This window comes from Steroidobacter sp., assembly GCF_036406195.1.
Lineage (GTDB): Bacteria > Pseudomonadota > Gammaproteobacteria > Steroidobacterales > Steroidobacteraceae > Steroidobacter.
The window spans coordinates 31,059-50,271 of record NZ_DASWVW010000010.1 but is presented as its reverse complement, the minus strand read 5'-3'; the positions used below and the strand labels follow the sequence as shown (position 1 = coordinate 50,271).

Below are 19,213 nucleotides of genomic sequence, written 5' to 3'. Positions count from 1 at the left end.
CGCGCCGCTTCATCGTGGCTCCGGCGCGCACACCACGAAGCTCGATTCCCTGGCTGACCGCCGCGGTGATCGCACTGATCGCCTACGGCTCGCTGTATCCCTTCAATTTCAAGCCGGACGTGCACGGCGGCCTGTTCGCCGCGCTGAGCCAGTTGTCCTGGGCACGCGCCGGGCGTAGCGATCGCATCTCGAACGTCCTGCTGTATCTGCCGCTCGGGTTTTGTTTGTACCTGCTGTTGAGCGAGCGGCTTCGCCGTGGCCCCGCGGTAGCCGCCGCGACGCTGCTGGGCTCGTTGCTCTCATTCGGGATTGAAGTCGCGCAGGTATACGTGTCCGCCCGCGTACCGAGTCTCACGGACCTGGCGTTGAATGCGGGTGGAACCCTCCTGGGCGCGGTGGGCGGCATGGGCTGGGCGGGCCTCAGCCACTTGATGCATCTGCCCGCCCGCGCCGAAAAACAAAAGCGCGATCCTGGCGCAGCGTTGTTGATCGGCTTGTGGCTGGCGTGGCGCTTCGCACCCTTCGTGCCGCAAATCGACCTGGGCAAGCTGAAAGCGGCGCTGCGTCCGCTGTTCAATCCCACGTTCGATTTCGTGACGGTGCTGATCTTTCTCACCTGCTGGTTGGTAGTAAACCAGGCCGTCGCCGCGCTGGTGAGCCGCCCGCGACGCTTGGAAACATTGCTGCTGCTGATAGCGGCAGTGCTGATCGGGAGATTGCTGGTGGCGAGCCAGACTTTCGTGCCCGCCGAGCTGCTGGCTTTGCTGTTGTTGCTGCCGATGGTGGTGCTGATGCATCGTCTGCGGCCTCGTCCCCGGCGCGCCGCGCTGGTGTTGGCAGTCGTGGCGTTGCTGATCATCGAGGAGCTGGCGCCGTTCGATTTCTCCCCTCAGGTTGCGGGCTTCGACTTCTGGCCGTTCCTCGCATTGGTCGACTCGGGCTGGAACCTGGCCGCCATCGATTGGGTGCAGGTGTTCGGCAAGTTGTTTCTTTACGGCGCGCTGCTATGGGTGATCCGCGAATGGGGCGCGACCACCGATTTCGCGTTCGGCGTGATGCTGAGTGTCGCCACGGTCATCGAAATACTGCAGATCTGGCTACCGGCCGAGCAAGCTTCCATCACCGATCCGTTGCTGGCGCTGATCGTCGGCCTGGTGTTTCGGTCGTTGTATCGACATCGCGGGCCGAAGCCGTTGGCGGGCGCGCCAGGCAACCTATCCTTGCGGGAAAGGTGAGATCGAGCGCCTCATTTCCCGACGCGCGCGCAGCCCGTGTACTGCTTGCCGTCGAGTGAAGCTCGCGCGGCGTATGCGAAATATTCACCCGACATGTCATCGACACACGCCTGAGCTTCTATCAGCACTTCGATCTTGTGCGCTTCGTTGGCAGCCGTGTACCTGACGGCGCCTTCGGAATTCTGGATCTGCGGCGCGGCGATGGAAATTTCCTTCGGCTCCTCGGGCTGGCGCCAAAGCAGGGCCGCGTCCGTGACTTCGACACCCCAGAAAGGCTCGTTGCCGCGAGCCGCGACGATGTAATCCCCTGGCGGTGCGTCACAACCGCGTGTCTGGCCATCTGGAGCCGCATACAGCGCTTCTTCGAGCAGAAATGTGCCGGCGAAACCTGGCTCGCCGGCCGGCAGATCGGTGGTGCGCTCGCCGTATGCTTCGATGTACAGCTTCAGCGGTTGGTCCGCGGCATTGGGATCCTTCTCGCCAGCGAAGGTGCGCGCGAGCACGCCGTCCGTCTGGTCGATCATCAGCAATTCACGCTGCTCGCCGCACGGAAGGAAGGTGCTGCGCTCAGCGGCAATCTTGGCGATGCCGCGCTTGATGGCGAGCCCGGATTCCGCCGGCGGCTCCGTTGCGGCAAGTGTTCCCGCAGGCGCGTTCGGCGCCTGTGACAGTGATGTCTCAGGCGCCGCCGGGGCCTCCGGCGCGGGCGCTCTGGAGCACCCCGCCACCGTCAGCAAAACCGCGCAAGGGGAAAGTAACATCCCGCGCCAATCACGCATGCACAAGCCTCCCGGCACACCCTGGCCGCACAGCATATAGAATCGGCCAGCCTGCTAGAATGATGTGCTGTTGTACAGCGACTCGGCCATGCCGACATGGCGCCCATGCGACCTGAGTGGCTCCGAGTAGACCCAGAGGACTGATCCTGGACGTTTCCCCATTACTTGAAGGACTTAACGATGCGCAGCGCGCCGCGGTCGCGGCCCCGCTGGCACCGACCTTGGTCCTGGCGGGCGCCGGCAGCGGCAAGACGCGCGTATTGACGCACCGAGTTGCCTGGCTCGTGCAGGTCGAGGGCGCCTCGCCGCACGGCATCCTGGCGGTAACCTTCACCAACAAGGCGGCGGGCGAAATGCGTGCGCGCATCGAGTCCATGCTGGGCGTGCCCAGCGCACCGCTGTGGATCGGCACTTTCCACGGCATCGCGCACCGCTTGCTGCGCATCCATTGGCGCGACACCAACCTCCCGCAAAGCTTTCAGATCATGGACTCGGATGATCAGCTGCGCGCCATCCGGCGGCTGCTGAAAGCGCAGAACCTGGACGAGGAACGCTGGGTCCCCAAAGAGATCATGTGGTTCATCAACGCGCGCAAGGACGAAGGCCTGCGCGCCCAGCAGATCAAGGACGATGGCGACCCTACCAGGCGGCAGTTCATCAAGTTGTACGCGCTCTATCAGGAGCAGTGCGATCGCGCCGGCGTGGTGGATTTCGCCGAGCTGCTGCTGCGCGCTTATGAGCTGTTTCGCGACAACGCCGCGCTGCTCGACCACTATCGCCAGCGCTTCCGTCATGTGTTGATCGACGAATTCCAGGACACCAACACGATTCAGTATTCGTGGTTGAAGCTGCTGGCGGGTCCGGACGGTCTGCCATTCGCGGTCGGCGACGATGACCAATCGATTTATCGCTGGCGTGGCGCGCGAGTGGAAAACCTGCAGCAGTACCGCCGCGATTATCCCAACGTGCAGCTGTTCCGCCTGGAGCAGAACTATCGATCCACCGGCAACATTCTCGCTGCCGCCAACGCGCTGATCGCCAACAACAGCGGCCGGCTCGGTAAGAACCTGTGGACCAGCGGCGACCAAGGCGACCCCATCAAGCTCTACGCCGCATTCAACGAGCGCGACGAGGCGGACTTCGTCGTCAATCGCATTCGCGAATATGTGATGAAGGGCGGCCTGCGCAGTGAATGCGCGATCCTGTACCGCTCCAACGCGCAATCGCGAACGTTCGAAGAAGCGTTGCTGTCACATCGCATTCCGTACCGCGTGTACGGCGGCCTGCGGTTCTTCGAACGCGCGGAAATCAAAGACGCGCTGGGCTATCTGCGGTTGATCTTCAACCGCACGGACGACGCCTCCTTCGAACGAATCGTGAACTTGCCCACGCGCGGCATCGGCAACAAGACCCTTGATGTCGTGCGCAATTACGCCCGAGCCAACGCAACATCGATGTGGGAAGCCGCGGGCGCCAGCATCAAGGAGATTGGCGCGCGTGGCGGGCAGGCCCTGCACGCGTTCATGCTGCTGATCGAGCAGATGGATCAGCAAACCCGCAACCTGCCGCTGCACGAGCAGGTCGATCACGTCATTCATGCGAGCGGCCTGATTGCTCATTACCAGCAAGAGAAAGGCGATCGCGGCGAGGCGCGCGTCGACAACTTGAACGAATTGGTCTCGGCCGCGCGCGGCTACGAGCCCGAAGGCGACACCGAGACTGCCCCGCTGGCCAGCTTTCTTGCGCACGCCGTGCTGGAATCGGGTGAAGAACAAGCCGGCGCTGGCGACGATGCCGTGCAGATGATGACGCTGCATTCGGCCAAGGGTCTGGAGTTCCCAGTGGTGTTCCTGTGCGGCATGGAAGACGGTTTGTTTCCGCACCAGCGCTCGATCAGCGATGTCGAGGGTCTCGAGGAAGAACGTCGCCTCTGCTACGTGGGCACTACGCGAGCCATGAAGCAGCTGTATCTCACCTATGCCGAGCAGCGTCGGCTGCATGGCGTGGACAGTTATGGCACGCCGTCGCGCTTCATCAAGGAAATTCCCGCGATGTTGATCGAAGAGATCCGGCCGCGCATCCAGATCTCTCGCCCCATGTATTCGGCTCACCGGAACATGGGCGGCCGGGTGCAGGAGGATCCCGCCAGCATGGGCGGTGTGCGGCTGGGCCAGCGCGTGCGTCATGGCAAATACGGCGAAGGCACCGTGCTGGATCTCGAAGGCCAGGGCAGCCACGTGCGCGTGCAGGTCAATTTCGAGCGCCAGGGCACCAAGTGGCTGATGCTGGCGTACGCGAATCTGGAACCGGTATGAAAATAATCATCCTCGGCGCCGGACAGGTGGGCCGCACCGCCGCCTACCACCTGGCGCGCGAAGCTGCCAACGAAGTCACGGTCGTCGATGTGCAGGACGAGTTGCTGCGCGACCTGCAGGATCGTCTCGACATTCGCACCTTGGTAGGCAGCGGCACGCAGCCCAGCGTGCTCGAAGCCGCCGGCGCGCGCGATGCGGACATTTTCATCGCGCTCACCAACAGCGACGAAGTGAACATGGTCGCGTGCCAGATCTGCTGGAGCCTGTTCAACAAGGATGCGACGCGTATCGCGCGCATTCGCTCCGCCGACTTCACCAAGCACACCAAGCTGTTCTCGCACGAGGATCGCGCGTTCGCCGTCGATGTGCCGATCAGCCCCGAACAGCTGGTGACCGATCATGTCGTGCAATTGATCCACTATCCCGGCGCGCTCCAGGTGCTGGATTTCGCAGACGGCCGCATCCGGCTGGTCGGCGTCAAGGCATGGCGGGGCGGCGCGCTGGTCGGTCAGCAACTGAAGCAGTTGCCGACGCACATGCAAGGCCGTGACGCCCGCGTGGCTGCGATCTATCGCGGCGGCCAGAGCATCAAGCCGGAAGGCACCACGGTCATCGAGCACGGCGACGAAGTGTTCTTCATCGCGGCCCGCGAGGACATTCGCCTCGTGATGAACGAGATGCAGAAGCTCGAAGATCCGGTGCGTCGCATCGTCATCGCCGGCGGCGGCAACATCGGCTTCCGCCTCGCGCAGCGCCTGGAAGGGGAACATCAGGTCAAGCTCATCGAGCGCGATCCTCGCCGTGCGCGGCGTGTGTCGGAGCTGCTGAACAACACCATCGTGCTCAGCGGCGACGCGGCGGACGAAGAGCTGCTGCTCGAGGAGAACATCGACAGCGCCGATGTGTTCGTCGCGGTCACCAACGCGGAAGAAGCAAACATTCTGTCGGCGATGCTGGCCAAGCGGCTGGGCTGTCACAAGGTCATGGCGCTGATCAACCGGCCCGCCTATGCCGAGCTCATGCAAAGCGGCTCCATCGACATCGCCCTGTCGCCGCAACAGGTGACGATCGGCTCGCTGCTGGCACACGTGCGGCGCGGCGACGTGGTGCGCGTTCACTCGCTCCGACAAAGCGCGGCCGAGGCGCTGGAAGTCATCGTGCACGGCGTGCAAGGTGAAGGCCGCGTGATCGGTAAGCGCATCGAGAACATTCCTCTTCCCGAGGGAACGACCATTGCCGCCATCGCACGCGGCGACCAGGTACTCATCGCGCATCACGACACCATGATCCAGCGCGACGATCACGTGATCCTGTTCCTCACCGACCGCCGCCACGTCGAAGCGGTCGAGCGATTGTTCGATGTGCCACGCCGGCATGCCAGATAAGCGCTCGCGATGAACTTCCTCACCGTTCAGCGGATCCTCGGCCTGTTGCTGATGATCTTCAGCGTGACCATGCTGCCGCCGGTGGGCGTGGCGCTCTACTACGGCGACGGCCACTGGCAGCCGTTCCTCGATTCCTTCGGTGCGTTGCTGGTCGTGGGTGCGTTGGTCTGGTGGCCGGCGCGCAAGGCGATTCGAGACCTGCGCGTGCGCGATGGATTCTTGATCGTCTCGATGTTCTGGATCGTGCTGGGCCTGGCCGGAGCCGTGCCGCTGCTGCTTTCGGATAAACCGGAGCTCACACTCACCGATGCGGTATTTGAGGCCGTGTCAGGGTTCACGACCACCGGGGCTACGGTCATCGTCGGGTTGGAGGACTTGCCGATCTCCATCCTCTATTTTCGACAGCAGATTCAGTGGCTCGGTGGCATCGGTATCGTGGTGCTGGCGGTGGCGCTGTTGCCGATGCTGGGTGTCGGCGGCATGCAGTTGCTGAAGGCGGAAAGTCCGAGGCCGGCGAAGGATGTGCGGCTCACGCCCCGCATCACGGAGACGGCGAAGGCACTGTGGGTGATTTATGTGACGCTGACGGCGCTGTGCGCGGCCTGCTATTGGATGGCGGGCATGACGCCGTTCGATGCGATCGCGCATAGTTTTTCGACGGTGTCGACGGGCGGTCACTCGACGCATGACGCGAGCCTGGGCTACTTCGACAATCTGGCAGTGGAGGTCGTTGCGCAGTTGTTCATGCTCCTGGGCAGCGTGAACTTCGCGTTGCACTTCTTCGTGCTGCGCTATCGCCGAGTGCAGGATTACTTTCGTGATCCGGAGTTTCGAGCGTTTCTGGTTCTGGCGACCGCGTTGTTCGTGCTGACGCTGGGCATGCTGCTGGTCGATAACGTGTACGCGACCGAGAAGGCGATGAGAACGGCGGTGTTCCATGCGATCTCGGCGCAGACGGGAACGGGATTCTTCACGACTGACTACTCGCTGTGGCCAGGAGCGATTCCGGTCATCCTGCTGCTCGCCACGTTCATCAGCGGGTCGGCGGGGTCGACCTCGGGCGGCATGAAAGTCATTCGATGGTTGCTCATCTGGAAGCAGGGTCAGCGAGAAGTGCAGCGCCTCATCCATCCGAGCGCGGAGATTCCAGTGAGGTTGGGCAGCAAGCCGGTGGATTGGCGCATCATCGATTCGGTGTGGGGATTCTTCGCGGCGTACATCATTTTGTTCGCCGTATTGATGGTGTTGATGATGATCGCGGGCGCGGATCACACGACGGCGTTTTCGGCGATTGCGGCCTGCATGAATAATTACGGCGTCGGGCTTGGGGAGGTGTCGTTGAACTTTCGAGGCATTTCCGAGCCGGGGAAGTGGTTGTGCGTGATTGCGATGCTACTTGGGCGCTTGGAGATTTTTCCGCTGTTGGTGATTGCTACGCCTTCGTTCTGGCGGCGCTGATCTTCGGAGCGGAGCCTCGGTGGCTCGCAGCGCCAGGATGGGGCTGCCGATGCGGCGGTGGTGGCGGTAGGCTGTTGAAGAAGAAGAGAAGAAATGAATCTTCGTCTGTGGCTTTCGTTAGCGTGAGCTACGGTATTACGTGCGAGTGTCGGCTGCTTGTTGTGAAGCGTTGGCGCGCTTCAGCGAACGCCTTGCGCGCGTAGCTGCGCTTCTTGCGCTTCTACGTTCTTGCCTCGGGCGCGCAGGGATTCTGCGATCAGGCTCCATGCCGACGAGTTTGCTTTGGGCGAATTGACGGACATGGAGGCGGCTTTGCGGCCCATGTTTTCTGCTTGCACGTAGTTGCCTTCGGCCTGACGCACTTTGCCGAGCTCGATCCAGAGCAGGGGGTTGTCGGGTTCGATGCGCAGGGCGCGTTCGATGGAGGACGCGGCGACGGGATAGTTCTTGGACTTCAGTTGGATCTGGGCCTGGTTCACCAATGCGCGAGAGGCGGCGCTCAGCGTGGGTTCGCGAACGACGGGCGCGGGCAGCGGCTCGGGCACCTCGGAGGGTTGCTCGGGCGGCGGGACCGGGCGGGTTTCTACCGGAGGCTCGGTTTGCGTGGGAGGAACGGGGGCCGGCGGGGCCGGGGTTTTATAGGGTTCGGGGACCGTGCACGCCGAAACGGCGATGGCGGTTACGAGCCAGGAAAGGTGTCGCTGCCAGGTTCTCACGAGTGATCAGACCATCGTCAACCGAAAAAGTGTTCGTCGCCCGTCCGGGAACCGATTCGGGCTCCTGAATCCCCATCGGGCCGCCTCCTGGCAAAGCTCACTGGCGCGTGATGCCGCGCCACCATTCCCTGGCCCGCTCGCCGAATTCGCCGAATACGTTGGTTTCGCACGCCGGCTGCATCGGCAGCTGCGTGCCCTTGGGTACAGCGATCGGTATGGGCTCTTCGCCACAGTCGGGCCGGGCCGCCAGCCCGGTGGGGAATTCTATCCAGGTTTCTTCCAGGCTTTCCGGCAACGGTGCGCTCCAGGAGGTTGTTCCAAGACTGGCCATCAACCGTGACCAGACGGGGAGCGAGCCGGACGAACCGGTGAGCCCGGTGGGTGTGTTGTCGTCGTGGCCGATCCACACGACGGCGAGATGGCTGCCGGAGAAGCCGGCGAACCAGCTGTCGCGATAGTCCGAAGAAGTGCCGGACTTGCCGGCGACCACCAGTTGCGGCGGAAGGATGGCCCGAGCACCGCGGCCGCTGCCGTGTTGCATGACTTCGACCATCATTCGATTCACTTGATAAACGGCGTCCGGGCTGGCCACAGGTGTGACCTCGAGGGCGAACGATTTGAGCGGCTCGCCCTGCGCATCGACGACTGCACGCACTGCGCGCAAGGGCGTGCTGAAGCCGCCATTGGCAAACGCGTTGTACAGCTGCGCTACTTCCAGTGGCGAAACATCGAGGGAGCCGAGCAGCACCGACGGTAGCTTCGGCGGCTCGCGCTCCAGGCCGAGTGCCACGAATTCGCGCGTCACCTTCGGCAAGCCGACTTCCAATCCCAGGTGCACTGTTGCGAGATTCAGCGATTGCGCCAGTGCGCGGACCAGCGGCACGGGACCGTAATACTCCTGGGAAATATTTTTCGGTTCCCACACCTGGCCATTGTCGAGCTTCACCGAGACCGGCCCATCCTCGACGATGGACGCGGCGGTGTAGTTGCCGGTCTCGATCGCAGCCAGATAGATCACGGGCTTGACCAGCGAGCCGATGGAACGTTTCGCGTCCAGGGCGCGATTGAAGCCGGCGAATGCCGCCTGTCGGCCACCGACCATGGCAATCACTTCGCCATTCTGCGGCGCGGTGACCACCACGACGCCCTCGAGCGGCGTCTTGGCCTTGGTCTTGCGAGTTTTCTCGATGCGATCGAGCTCCTCCGTGAGCACCTTCTCGGCTTTGGTCTGCACGGTCGGATCGAGGGTGGAGAAAATACGCAGGCCCGCTTCGGTGAGGTCTTCTTCGCGATAGTCACGTCGCAAGGTTCGACGCACCAGGTCCAGGAACGCGGGGTAGTAACCACCACCGGCCTGCGTGCCGCTGCTGACGACGCCGAGCGGACGCTTGGCCGCCTTCTGAGCCATCGCGGGGTCGATCACGCCATGCTCGGCCATGAGCTTCAGCACCAGATCGCGCCGCTCCCGAGCCCGCTGGGGATGTCGCCGAGGATCGTAGTAGGAAGGGCCGCGAACGATGGCCACGAGCAGCGCGACTTCATGCAGTTGCAGTTCCGCGAGTGGCTTGCCGAAGTAGAACTGACTGGCGAGGCCGAAGCCGTGAATGGCGCGCCGGCCGTCCTGGCCGAGATAAATCTCGTTGATGTACGCATTCATCAGGTCCTGCTTGCTGAAGTGCACTTCCAGCAGCATGGCCATGAGGGCTTCCTCGACCTTGCGGCCGAGGGTGCGGCGGTTGTCGAGGAAATAGCTTTTCACCAGCTGTTGCGTGAGTGTGGAGCCGCCCTGCTCGATCTGACCAGCGCGAAGGTTCACCCACGCGGCGCGGATGATCGCGGAGAAGTTGACGCCCATGTGGGTGTCGAACTTGCGGTCTTCGACCACCTTCAGGGCCTTCGGTAACAGACTCGATACTTCTTCCGGCGTGACGACGACGCGGTCTTCGCCGTGAATGGGAAAGATGCTGCCGATCAACAAGGGATCGAGGCGGAAGATGGGCACCTCCTCGTTGCGGCCATTGCGCATGTCCTGGATGGCGTTGCCGCGGGTGTTGATGGTGAGGAGCTGCGGTTCCTGCAGGGCGTCCCAGAATTGGAAGCGCCGGTTGATCAAATCGACACGTGTGCCGCGACGGCTATAGCTGCCGGGATGCTGAGCTTTATCGACGCGCTGATAGCCGAGCCGCTTCAATTCCTCTTCGAGCGTGTCGGCGCTGAATGTCTGGCCGACGTACAGCTCGGTGGGTTGTGCATACACCTGGGCCGGCAGGGTCCAGCGCCGGCCTTCGAACTGGCTGGTGATGGTGCGATCGAGGCTGAACACCCAGACAGTGAAGGCGATGGTGGCGACACCGAACACGAGGGCGGCGCCCGCGAAAATCCGCTTCCGGTGCTTTTTCAGTGCTCTTTTCAGTGCTCTCATCTCGTATGTGCATCATCCGCTGCGGGACTGCCGGCCGTTGACCTTGCGGCAGAAATCGGGCAAACCCGTGGCAACTTCTGCGGCCCGTCGCGGCCGGGTCTGGTGCCGGGCACGGATGCTACATCGCCATGACCTTCCCTGCCCCTGATCTCGCCGCCCCTGGCCACCTCTTCCTGCCTGAACAGCAATGCCGCGGATCTGAACGGGCCGCATATGGTTTGGACCGCTACTCTCGACCTGTCGTTGCAGTAGACGATGCCGTCGAGAGGCGGCGCCTGGCTTCGTCGGCCAGCGGAGCTGGAAGTTCACGATGTACTTCACCGCGTTCTTCACCTTGTGTTTCAGGAATGCGGCGATGGACCAGTACGGGGCGCAAGCCGAGATGGACCTCGGAAATGAAGATGCTCCGGAAGCGGGAGTCCGGTTTGGTCGCCGGACCATGACAGGTCAGAAGCTGTCATGAAGGGATGCGGAGGCTGAATTGCGAGAGCTGGCTCAGGAATGCCACCGTAAATCAAGTATTTCCCATATATAAGCAATAGCAACCCACTTTAGACGCTATATTGGCCGATTGGTCATAACCATGTATCCAGAAACACAGTAGACACGCTATGTGGAGGCTAAAATGTCTCCACATAGGCATCTTTTGCAACTCTTGTTACATATCCATCTGTAACCAGCGCCTTCCGGCCCAATAGTGGGACAGTTCTGGTTCGCTTCTAGGTTTTATGGGCCTCGTGTGGAGAACAACGGCCATGACTGAAACTTCATAAAGTACCCCTGCGCCTCGGCTATTCTTGCCCGCCACACCCACTTACCAGGCTCCCATGATCGGTCTGCTCCAGCGCGTTACCCATGCCGAAGTCCGTGTCGCCGGCCGGCTGGTCGGGTCCATCGAGAAGGGATTGTTGGTCCTGGTGGGGGTGGAGCGAGGCGACAGCGAGGCCCAAGCCGATCGGCTGCTGGAACGGCTCTGTACCTATCGCGTTTTTGAAGACGCGGACGGCCGCATGAATCGCAGCTTGCAGGACATTGGCGGACAGCTGCTGCTGGTCTCGCAGTTCACACTAGCAGCGGATACGCGCAGCGGCACGCGACCGGGGTTCAGTCCGGCGGCTCCTCCCGAAGAAGGGCGGCGACTGTTCGATTATCTGGTGGAACGGGCACGGTTGCGGCTCGGTGCTGTCCAAACCGGAGAGTTTGGGGCGAACATGCAGGTCAGCCTTACCAACGACGGTCCCGTGACGTTCTGGTTACAGGTACCACCGGCGCCGGTAGCACGGGAGCCGTCGTAGGATGAGGCAAGAGTTTTCCAGTTCTGCCGCCACGTCGTCACCCGCTTTTGGCGTATGATCCGGCGGCTTTGCGAAGCGGGAGAGTCAAATGGGCATCGGTTTCAAAGAACTTCTGATCATCCTCGCCATTGCGCTGCTGATCTTCGGCGCCAAGCGCTTGAGGACGATCGGCTCGGATCTGGGCAGCGCGGTCAAGGGCTTCCGGAAGGCCATGGATACGGAGGACGAGAAAGAGACGCAGCAGCTCAACTCGCCCCAGAAGGACGCGGACTTCGGTACCACCGCGGACAAGGCCAGCAGCAAGTCGTCCAACGCTTGACGCACTGATCCGGCTCACGTCGCGATGTTCGAAGTCGGTTTCACCGAGATCGTGCTGATCCTGGGCCTGGCACTGTTGGTGCTGGGGCCCGAAAAGTTGCCCGGTCTGGCCGAGAAGGTAGGCCGGTGGACTGGTCGTGCCCGGGCCATGGCGCGTCAGCTGCGCACGCAGCTGGAACAGGAGGTCACTCTCGATGAGATGACCAAGTCTCGTCCGATGCAGGCGCCGCCGCAGCCTGAAACCGCAACACCCCCGTATACGCCCGATGTTTCCGCTACTACGCCGGCCGAGTCTGCTCCGGCAACCGACCCGACTCCATCGACTGAGCATGCCGCAGCCAGCGACAAGCCGCACAACACCGGCGGCCTGGACCTGCAAACCATGGTCTCCGGCATGGAGCCGCCGCCGCAATCGGCTGCCGAAACGCCCCCCGATAAAGCTGTACGCGATACAGCCGTGCAGTGAGCTCGCGCATGAGTGCTGACGAGCGCGAAGAACTGGCCGAAGGCTCTCTGATCTCGCACCTGGTCGAATTGCGCGACCGGTTGCTGCGTGCGGTCATCGCCGTCGCCATAGTATTTGTTCCCTGCGCGATCTACTCCAACGAGTTGTTCACGCTGGTGGCCACGCCGCTCATCGAAAGAATGCCGAGCGGTACATCGATGATCGCGACCAGCCTGGTCTCCCCGTTCCTCACGCCGTTGAAGCTGGCGTTGTTCGTTGCGCTGTTCCTGGCGATGCCATACGTGCTCTATCAGGCCTGGGCATTCGTAGCGCCAGGCTTGTACAAGCACGAGAAGCGCTTCGCGGTGCCGCTGCTGGCCTCCAGCATCGTGTTGTTCTATTGCGGCGTAGCCTTCGCCTATTTCGTCGTGTTCCCGCTGATGTTCGCGTTCTTCACCACCGCGGCGCCGGCCGGCGTGCAGATGATGACGGACATGGCGAACTATCTCGATTTCGTAGTGCTGCTGTTCTTCGCCTTCGGCGTCGCATTCGAAATCCCGGTGGCGACCGTACTGCTTGCGTCCACCGGCATGGTGAGCGTGGACACCATGGGCAAGAACCGCGGCTACGTGCTGCTCGGCATCTTCGTCGTTGCCGCGTTCCTGACCCCTCCTGATGCGATATCGCAGTCGTTCATGGCGGTGCCGATGTACCTGCTGTACGAGATCGGCATCCTGGGCTCGCGCCTCATGGTCCGGCAGCGCCAAAAGAGCGCCGATTCGGCTCAGGCCTGAACACTTGTCGAGCACGCGCGCGGCAGGCGATTGAACACTTCGGTATACACCGAAGCCGCCTGACGAAGCCCGCAGCGCCCAAGCTTGCTCCGCGGCGCATTCTTCGGTGAGACTGCGCCTCCATGACATTCGTCATGCATGACAGTCCGCGCCTGTTTCGCGCGGACCTCCATAACAACAGCCGCTCGGCCTCTTCGAGACGCAGGGAGACTCTTCCCGTATGAATCAACCCGTCGAACGCGATTCCACGCATGGCCCGCAGATCTTCGGGCAGCCGCGTGGCCTGATGACGTTGTTCGCCACCGAGGCGTTCGAGCGCTTCACCTACTACGGGATGCGCGCCATCCTGATCCTGTTCATGACGGCGGCCATCGCCGACGGCGGGCTGGGACTGGACGATCGCACCGCCAGCGCGATCTACGGCCTGTACATCTCCGGCACCTACCTGCTATCGCTGCTCGGTGGCTGGATCGCCGATCGACTCATTGGCCAGCAGCGGGCAGTGTTCTGGGGCGGCGTGCTGATCATGCTCGGCAATGGCTGCCTCGCCACTGGCAACACCCAGCTGTTCTTCATCGGCCTGCTGGTGATCGTGCTCGGCGTGGGGCTGCTCAAGCCCAACATCAGCGCCATCGTCGCGCAGTTGTATCCCGAAGGCGGCTCGCGCCGCGACGCTGGCTTCTCGATTTTTTACATGGGCATCAACGTCGGCGCCACGCTCGGTTCCTTGTTCGTGCCGATGGCCGCGCACGCATTCGGTTGGAATGTCGGCTTCGCATTGCCCGCGATTGGCATGTTGATCGGCCTGGTGCAGTTCCAGGTCACCAAACATTATCTGGGGACGTCCGGGGTCGTGCCGATGGGCCAAACGGCGAGCTGGACTCCCATCGTTGGTTTCATGGTCGTGCTCATCGCAGTCATGGCGGCTACGTTGCTGGGTTGGCTGCAGCTCGATCCCGTGGTCGTTTCCAAAACACTCAACTGGGCTTTGGTGGCGCTCGCCGCCGGGTTCTTTGCTTACCTGTTGTTCTTCGCCGGGCTCGAGGGTGACGAGCGCAAGCGCGTGATTGCGATGATCGCCTTGTTCATCGCCTGCGCGATGTTCTGGGCAGGCTTCGAGCAGGCCGGCGCGTCGTTCAATCTGTTCGCCGAGCGGCACACCGATCGCGTCATGTTCGGCTGGGAATTGCCGGCCGGCACGCTGCAGGCGGTAAACCCGTTCTTCATCATCCTGTTCGCGCCGGTGTTCGCGGCGATCTGGGTGAATCTCGGCCGACGCAATCTCGATCCGTCGGCGCCCGCCAAGTTCGCGGTCGGCTTGATCCTGATGGGCTTTGGCTTCCTGGTGATGTTTCTCGCCGCGCGCTACGTGGTCGCCGGCGAGCAGGTATTGCCCACCTGGCTGATCCTCACCTACCTGCTGCATACATTCGGCGAGCTGTGCCTGAGCCCGGTGGGCTTGAGCTCCATGACCAAGCTGGCGCCGGCGCGCTTCGTCGGTCAGGTGATGGGCTTGTGGTTCCTCGCGACCGCGCTCGGCAACAACCTCGCCGGCCAGTTCGCTGGCGAGATCGATCCGAACAACCTGCCTGGCATGCCCGGCCAGTTCCTGTATCTGTTCTGGTGGGGCTTCATCGCCGGCGTGGTGTTGCTGGTGCTGACGCCGTTCATCCGCAAGATGATGGCGGGCGTGAAGTAAGCTGCCGCGAGCCACGCTCGCCACGAGTTCTGGAGAGGAGCTATGACTCGTCGTTATGTGCGACTGGCCGCCACGATCGCGGCTGTTCTGGCAATAGCGGGTTGCGAACGCAAACAAGAGCAACCGGCCACGCGGGCGGAGAGCGGCGATGAGTTCGTGGAACGAATCAATCGCGAGTTGATGGAACGTGCTCGGGAAGAGAGCGCCGCTGCCTGGACCTATGCGAACTTCATCAATGTCGATACCGAGTTGCTGAACGCAAAGGCCAGCGAGCGTGGGCTGGAATATTTCAGCAGCGCGGTCGAGCAAGCCAAAGCATATCAACCGGACCAGCTCAGCCCGACGGCCGCGCGCGCCATTCAGTTGCTGAAGCTCGGTGTCGCCGCGCCCGCGCCGCCCGATCCGGCCAAGCGTGCCGAGCTGGCCGCCGTCACTTCGAAGATGGAAGGCATGTACGGTGCGGCGAAGTACTGCCCCAGGGGTCCGGACTCCTGCAAGGATCAAACTCAACTCACCGACATCCTTGCCATCAGTCGCAATTACGACGAGCTCACCGAAGCGTGGACCGGCTGGCATTCGACAGCGCGCCCGATTCGCCAAGACTATGTGCGGTTCGTCGAGCTTGCGAACGAAGGCGCGCGCGAACTGGGCTTCGCCGATCTGGGCGCGATGTGGCGCTCGAATTACGACATGCCGCCGGATGACTTCACCAAGGAAGCGTCACGGTTGTGGCAGCAGGTCAAGCCGCTGTACGGCTCGTTGCATTGCTATGTGCGCGGCAAATTGCAGAAAACTTACGGCGAGGAACGCGTCCCCTCGGGCAAGCCGATCCCGGCGCAATTGCTCGGCAACATGTGGGCGCAACAATGGGGCGAGATCTATCCGCTGGTCGAGCCCTATCCCGGCGCCACCGATGTGAATGTGACGGCGGCGCTGGAGAAACAGAAATACGATCCGCTTCGGATCACGCAATCGGCCGAGAACTTTTATGTCTCGCTCGGCTTCCCCAAGTTGCCGGAAACATTCTGGGAACGTTCGCTGCTGGCCAAGCCGCGTGACCGCGACGTGCAATGTCATGCGAGCGCCTGGAACATGGATGGCAAAGAAGATGTACGCATCAAGCAGTGCATCGAGCCGACGCAGGAACACCTGATGACGGTGTATCACGAGCTCGGCCACGTGTTCTATTACCTGTCGTACAAGGACCAGCCCTACCTGTTCCAGAGCGGCGCGCATGACGGCTTCCACGAAGCCATCGGCGACACGGTGAATCTGTCGATGACGCCAGCGTACTTGCACCAGATCGGCCTGGCCGGCGCGGTCAAGCCGGGCCAGCAAGCTACGATCAATCAGCAGATGCGCCTGGCGCTCGACAAGCTGGCGTTCCTGCCGTTCGGCAAGCTGATCGACGAGTGGCGCTGGAAGGTGTTCTCGGGCGAGATCAAGCCGGAGAATTACAACGCGGCGTGGTGGCAGTTGCGCGAGCAATATCAGGGTGTGGCCGCACCGGTAGCGCGTAGCGAGGAGGATTTCGATCCGGGCGCGAAATATCACATCCCGGCCAATACGCCGTACACGCGATATTTCCTGTCCTACATCCTGCAGTTCCAGTTCCATCGCGCGCTGTGCCAGGCGGCCGGCTTCCATGGCCCGCTGCATGAATGTTCCATCTATGGCAACGAGGCAGCGGGCCAGCGTTTCCGGGAAATGCTGGCGCTCGGCCAGAGCCAACCCTGGCAGGACACGCTGGAAAAACTGACGGGCACGCGCGCAATGGATGCTTCGGCCATCACCGAATATTTCGCACCGCTGATCGCCTGGCTGGAAGAACAGAACAAGGGCCAAACCTGCGGCTGGTAACAACATGAACACAACTGCGACTCAGTCCCCGCCGCAGCTGACTGCGCGGGCGATCATTTTGTCGATCGTGCTCGCCGTGATCCTGGCGGCCGCGAACACTTATCTCGGCCTGTTCGCGGGGCTCACGATTGCAACAGCGATTCCCGCGGCCGTCGTGTCGATGGCCGTCCTGCGGCTGCTCGGCGGTGGTCACATTCTCGAAAACAACATCGTGCAGACCGGCGCGTCGGCGGGATCGTCCATCGCCGCCGGTGTGATCTTCACCGTGCCGGCACTGGTGATTCTCGGGCATTGGACCGATTTCAAGTATTGGTGGGTGCTGGCAATCGCCGGCCTCGGCGGCGTGCTGGGTGTGTTGTTCTCGGTGCCACTGCGTCGATCGCTGATCGTCGAGCAACAGCTCGCCTTTCCCGAAGGCAAGGCCGCGGCCGAAGTGCTCAAGGCGGGCGAGAATCCGGCCAGCGGTATTCGCGTACTCGCCGGCGCCGCCGGCCTGGGCGGTTTGGGAAAACTGATCGCGGCGAGCGGCTTACGGCTGGTGCCGGACTCGGCGGCGTTTGGTGGCTTCGTCGGCAAGGGCATTGCATACATGGGCACCAACCTGTCGCCTGCGTTGCTCGGCGTGGGCTACATCGTCGGTCTCAACATCGGCATCGTGGTCGTGGGCGGCGGCATCCTGTCGTGGAACATTGCGATTCCGATCTACAGCGCGTTCTTCCTCGACGGCAATCCGGAGCTGGCAGCTCGCTTGGTGGATGCCAGCGCCGAAGACGCGGCTGGCGCGATATGGAGCTCGCAGATCCGTTATCTCGGCGTCGGCGCCATGCTGGTAGGTGGCATCTGGACGCTGATCTCGCTGCGCAACTCACTGATGTCCGGCATTCGCAGCGGCCTGGAGGCGGCGCGCGCCGGAGCGGCCAAGGTGGTCGCGGAGACCGAAAAAGATCTGCCGATGAAAGCGGTGCTGGTCGGCCTGATCGCCTTCACGCTGCCGCTGGCCGGGTTGTATCACGCCATCGTCCAGGACCTGGCCGTGTCCGTACCCATGACCATCATCATGATCGTGGCCGGCTTCCTGTTCAGCTCGGTGTCGGCGTACATGGCGGGCCTGGTGGGCTCGTCGAACAATCCGGTATCCGGCATCACCATCGGCACCATCCTGTTCGCTTCATTGGTGCTGGCCGTGCTCATGGGCAGCAACGCCCCACTCGGACCGGTGGCGGCAATCGTGATTGGCGCGGTCGTTTGCTGTGCCGCTGCTGTGGCGGGCGACAATCTGCAGGATTTGAAGTGCGGCTACATGATCGGCGCGACGCCGTGGCGCCAGCAGTTGATGCTGGCGATCGGCGCGATCTCGTGCGCGTTGGTGATGGGGCCGGTGCTGAACTTGCTGGCCAAAGCGTATGGCATCGGCGTGCCCACGCCGGAGCATCCCGACCCGCTGCTTGCGCCACAAGCGACGTTGATGGCGTCGGTCGCGAAAGGTCTGTTCGGTGGCGAGTTGCCCTGGGATTTGATCTGGATCGGCGTGGCAATCGGTGCCGCGATCATCGTTTGTGACGAGATCCTGAAAAAGCGCGGCGCGCACTTTCGGACGCCGGTGCTTGCCGCTGCGGTGGGTATCTATCTGCCGCTCGATCTAACGGTGCCCATTTTCGTTGGCGGACTACTGGCGCACCTGGTGGAGCGCGCGGCCGGAGTGCATGACAACCCCGAGGCCGCGGAGAGAGTTCATCGCAAAGGCGTGCTGTTCTCGGCGGGCTTGATCACGGGCGAAGCGCTGATGGGCATTCTCATCGCCGTTCCCATCGTGACCAGCGGAGCATCGGACGTGCTGTCCCTGCCCGCGGCATTGCACTTCGGCGAGTTGTTGGGACTGGCGATCTTCGCGGTGGTCGGCTGGATCCTGTATCGGGTCGCCAGGCGCGGCGCGCTCGAGCCCACGCCCTGAGCAACTCCAGCGGCTGACGCGCTTACTTCCTCATGGAGATCACTTCGACCCGGCCGCTGTTGGCGATCATGCCCGAGGCCAGCCACGAAGTGATGCTGACGATGAGGGAGGCGCCCACCGCGGTCCAGAACCCGCTGATGGAGAATCCGCCGAGCAACAGCGCGACCAGGCCCAACATGCCGGCGTTGATGACCAGCAGGAACAGTCCCAGCGACAGCAGGGTCAGCGGCAGCGTGAGAATGACGGCAATGGGCCGAACGATGGCGTTGACGATGCCGAGCAGCACCGCCGCCGCGAGCAGGGTGAAGGGACTGTCGAAAATCAGCCCGTCGAAGATCTGGGTGGCCAGCCACAACCCCAGGGCAACGATGGCGGCTCGCAGGAAAAATCCGGTCATGGCGCAATCCTCGTGACGCAACAGCGGCGCGGGTCCGGCCAGCAGGCAAACGAAGGCCGGCCGGTGCCCGGCGATGATACGACCGATATGGAGTCGGTCGGAAATTTCCTCAATGGGATGCGTAGATGATGTTGCCGTCTGCGC

15 protein-coding genes are annotated in these 19,213 nt (G+C 62.6%); 11 read left to right on the top strand and 4 right to left on the bottom strand.

Translation table 11 applies throughout. From position 1 onward, the window contains the following. Window positions 1–14: 14 nt before the first annotated feature. The gene (locus VGE08_RS03030) at window positions 15–1,235 is read left to right on the top strand and encodes a VanZ family protein (protein WP_331066377.1); all 1,221 of its coding nucleotides are present in this window, start codon (window positions 15–17) and stop codon (window positions 1,233–1,235) included. An 11-nt stretch (window positions 1,236–1,246) separates the two neighbouring features. Here the strand turns inward: VGE08_RS03030 and VGE08_RS03025 are convergent, their stop codons facing one another. After that, window positions 1,247–2,014 carry a hypothetical protein gene (locus VGE08_RS03025; RefSeq protein ID WP_331066376.1) on the bottom strand — a complete coding sequence of 256 codons (768 nt, stop codon included), beginning with the start codon at window positions 2,012–2,014 and terminating at the stop codon, window positions 1,247–1,249. 146 nt (window positions 2,015–2,160) lie between these two features. Here VGE08_RS03025 and uvrD point away from each other — a divergent pair, with 146 nt between their 5' ends. Genes uvrD through VGE08_RS03010 form a run of 3 tightly spaced genes read left to right on the top strand, consistent with a single transcriptional unit; the run spans window position 2,161 to window position 7,172 of the window. Beyond that, complete coding sequence (gene uvrD / locus VGE08_RS03020; protein WP_349258608.1) at window positions 2,161–4,329, top strand: DNA helicase II; 2,169 nt, start codon at window positions 2,161–2,163, stop codon at window positions 4,327–4,329. Continuing rightward, window positions 4,326–5,714 (top strand): Trk system potassium transporter TrkA, encoded by a 1,389-nt coding sequence (gene trkA / locus VGE08_RS03015; RefSeq protein WP_331066374.1) that lies wholly within the window; start codon window positions 4,326–4,328, stop codon window positions 5,712–5,714. The genes uvrD and trkA overlap by 4 nt, the downstream gene beginning before the upstream one ends. Before the next feature lie 9 nt (window positions 5,715–5,723). Then, the gene (locus VGE08_RS03010) at window positions 5,724–7,172 is read left to right on the top strand and encodes a TrkH family potassium uptake protein (protein WP_331066373.1); all 1,449 of its coding nucleotides are present in this window, start codon (window positions 5,724–5,726) and stop codon (window positions 7,170–7,172) included. Between the two features lie 179 nt (window positions 7,173–7,351). On the opposite strand, the gene VGE08_RS03005 is transcribed toward VGE08_RS03010, so the two are convergent. Together VGE08_RS03005 and mrcB are read right to left on the bottom strand one after the other, a co-directional pair. Beyond that, window positions 7,352–7,717: a hypothetical protein gene (locus tag VGE08_RS03005; RefSeq protein ID WP_331066372.1), complete on the bottom strand. Its 366-nt coding sequence runs from the start codon at window positions 7,715–7,717 to the stop codon at window positions 7,352–7,354. 268 nt (window positions 7,718–7,985) lie between these two features. Then, entirely contained in the window at window positions 7,986–10,310 is a 2,325-nt protein-coding gene (mrcB, locus tag VGE08_RS03000) for a penicillin-binding protein 1B (RefSeq protein ID WP_331066371.1), read from the bottom strand. Between the two features lie 827 nt (window positions 10,311–11,137). On the opposite strand from mrcB, the gene dtd reads away from it, so the two are divergent. The 7 genes from dtd to VGE08_RS02965 all read left to right on the top strand — a co-directional run bounded on the left by dtd (window position 11,138) and on the right by VGE08_RS02965 (window position 18,672). Next, window positions 11,138–11,605: a D-aminoacyl-tRNA deacylase gene (gene dtd / locus VGE08_RS02995; protein WP_331066370.1), complete on the top strand. Its 468-nt coding sequence runs from the start codon at window positions 11,138–11,140 to the stop codon at window positions 11,603–11,605. A gap of 88 nt (window positions 11,606–11,693) precedes the next feature. Next, window positions 11,694–11,924, top strand: a complete 231-nt coding sequence (gene tatA / locus VGE08_RS02990) for a twin-arginine translocase TatA/TatE family subunit (RefSeq protein ID WP_331066369.1) — start codon at window positions 11,694–11,696, stop codon at window positions 11,922–11,924. A gap of 24 nt (window positions 11,925–11,948) precedes the next feature. Next, window positions 11,949–12,389: a Sec-independent protein translocase protein TatB gene (gene tatB, locus VGE08_RS02985; RefSeq protein ID WP_331066368.1), complete on the top strand. Its 441-nt coding sequence runs from the start codon at window positions 11,949–11,951 to the stop codon at window positions 12,387–12,389. 8 nt (window positions 12,390–12,397) lie between these two features. After that, window positions 12,398–13,162: a twin-arginine translocase subunit TatC gene (gene tatC / locus VGE08_RS02980; protein WP_331066367.1), complete on the top strand. Its 765-nt coding sequence runs from the start codon at window positions 12,398–12,400 to the stop codon at window positions 13,160–13,162. Window positions 13,163–13,382: 220 nt separating this feature from the next. After that, on the top strand, window positions 13,383–14,861 hold the full coding sequence (locus tag VGE08_RS02975; protein WP_331066366.1) for a peptide MFS transporter: 1,479 nt from the start codon (window positions 13,383–13,385) through the stop codon (window positions 14,859–14,861). Window positions 14,862–14,903: 42 nt separating this feature from the next. Next, a complete protein-coding gene (locus VGE08_RS02970) occupies window positions 14,904–16,721 on the top strand; it encodes a M2 family metallopeptidase (protein ID WP_331066365.1) in 1,818 nt (605 codons plus the stop codon). 4 nt (window positions 16,722–16,725) lie between these two features. After that, a complete protein-coding gene (locus VGE08_RS02965; protein ID WP_331066364.1) occupies window positions 16,726–18,672 on the top strand; it encodes an OPT family oligopeptide transporter in 1,947 nt (648 codons plus the stop codon). A 22-nt stretch (window positions 18,673–18,694) separates the two neighbouring features. Here VGE08_RS02965 and VGE08_RS02960 read toward each other — a convergent pair whose 3' ends face one another. Continuing rightward, the gene (locus VGE08_RS02960; RefSeq protein ID WP_331066363.1) at window positions 18,695–19,069 is read right to left on the bottom strand and encodes a phage holin family protein; all 375 of its coding nucleotides are present in this window, start codon (window positions 19,067–19,069) and stop codon (window positions 18,695–18,697) included. Window positions 19,070–19,213 lie beyond the last annotated feature (144 nt).

Excerpts from the sequence above, each read along its gene's own strand:
- VGE08_RS03025 (WP_331066376.1), bottom strand. The coding sequence starts at position 2,014 with ATGCGTGATTGGCGCGGGATGTTACTTTCCCCTTGCGCGGTTTTGCTG.
- trkA (WP_331066374.1), top strand. The coding sequence starts at position 4,326 with ATGAAAATAATCATCCTCGGCGCCGGACAGGTGGGCCGCACCGCCGCC.
- VGE08_RS03010 (WP_331066373.1), top strand. The coding sequence starts at position 5,724 with ATGAACTTCCTCACCGTTCAGCGGATCCTCGGCCTGTTGCTGATGATC.
- mrcB (WP_331066371.1), bottom strand. The coding sequence starts at position 10,310 with ATGAGAGCACTGAAAAGAGCACTGAAAAAGCACCGGAAGCGGATTTTC.
- dtd (WP_331066370.1), top strand. The coding sequence starts at position 11,138 with ATGATCGGTCTGCTCCAGCGCGTTACCCATGCCGAAGTCCGTGTCGCC.
- tatA (WP_331066369.1), top strand. The coding sequence starts at position 11,694 with ATGGGCATCGGTTTCAAAGAACTTCTGATCATCCTCGCCATTGCGCTG.
- tatB (WP_331066368.1), top strand. The coding sequence starts at position 11,949 with ATGTTCGAAGTCGGTTTCACCGAGATCGTGCTGATCCTGGGCCTGGCA.
- tatC (WP_331066367.1), top strand. The coding sequence starts at position 12,398 with ATGAGTGCTGACGAGCGCGAAGAACTGGCCGAAGGCTCTCTGATCTCG.
- VGE08_RS02975 (WP_331066366.1), top strand. The coding sequence starts at position 13,383 with ATGAATCAACCCGTCGAACGCGATTCCACGCATGGCCCGCAGATCTTC.
- VGE08_RS02970 (WP_331066365.1), top strand. The coding sequence starts at position 14,904 with ATGACTCGTCGTTATGTGCGACTGGCCGCCACGATCGCGGCTGTTCTG.
- VGE08_RS02965 (WP_331066364.1), top strand. The coding sequence starts at position 16,726 with ATGAACACAACTGCGACTCAGTCCCCGCCGCAGCTGACTGCGCGGGCG.
- VGE08_RS02960 (WP_331066363.1), bottom strand. The coding sequence starts at position 19,069 with ATGACCGGATTTTTCCTGCGAGCCGCCATCGTTGCCCTGGGGTTGTGG.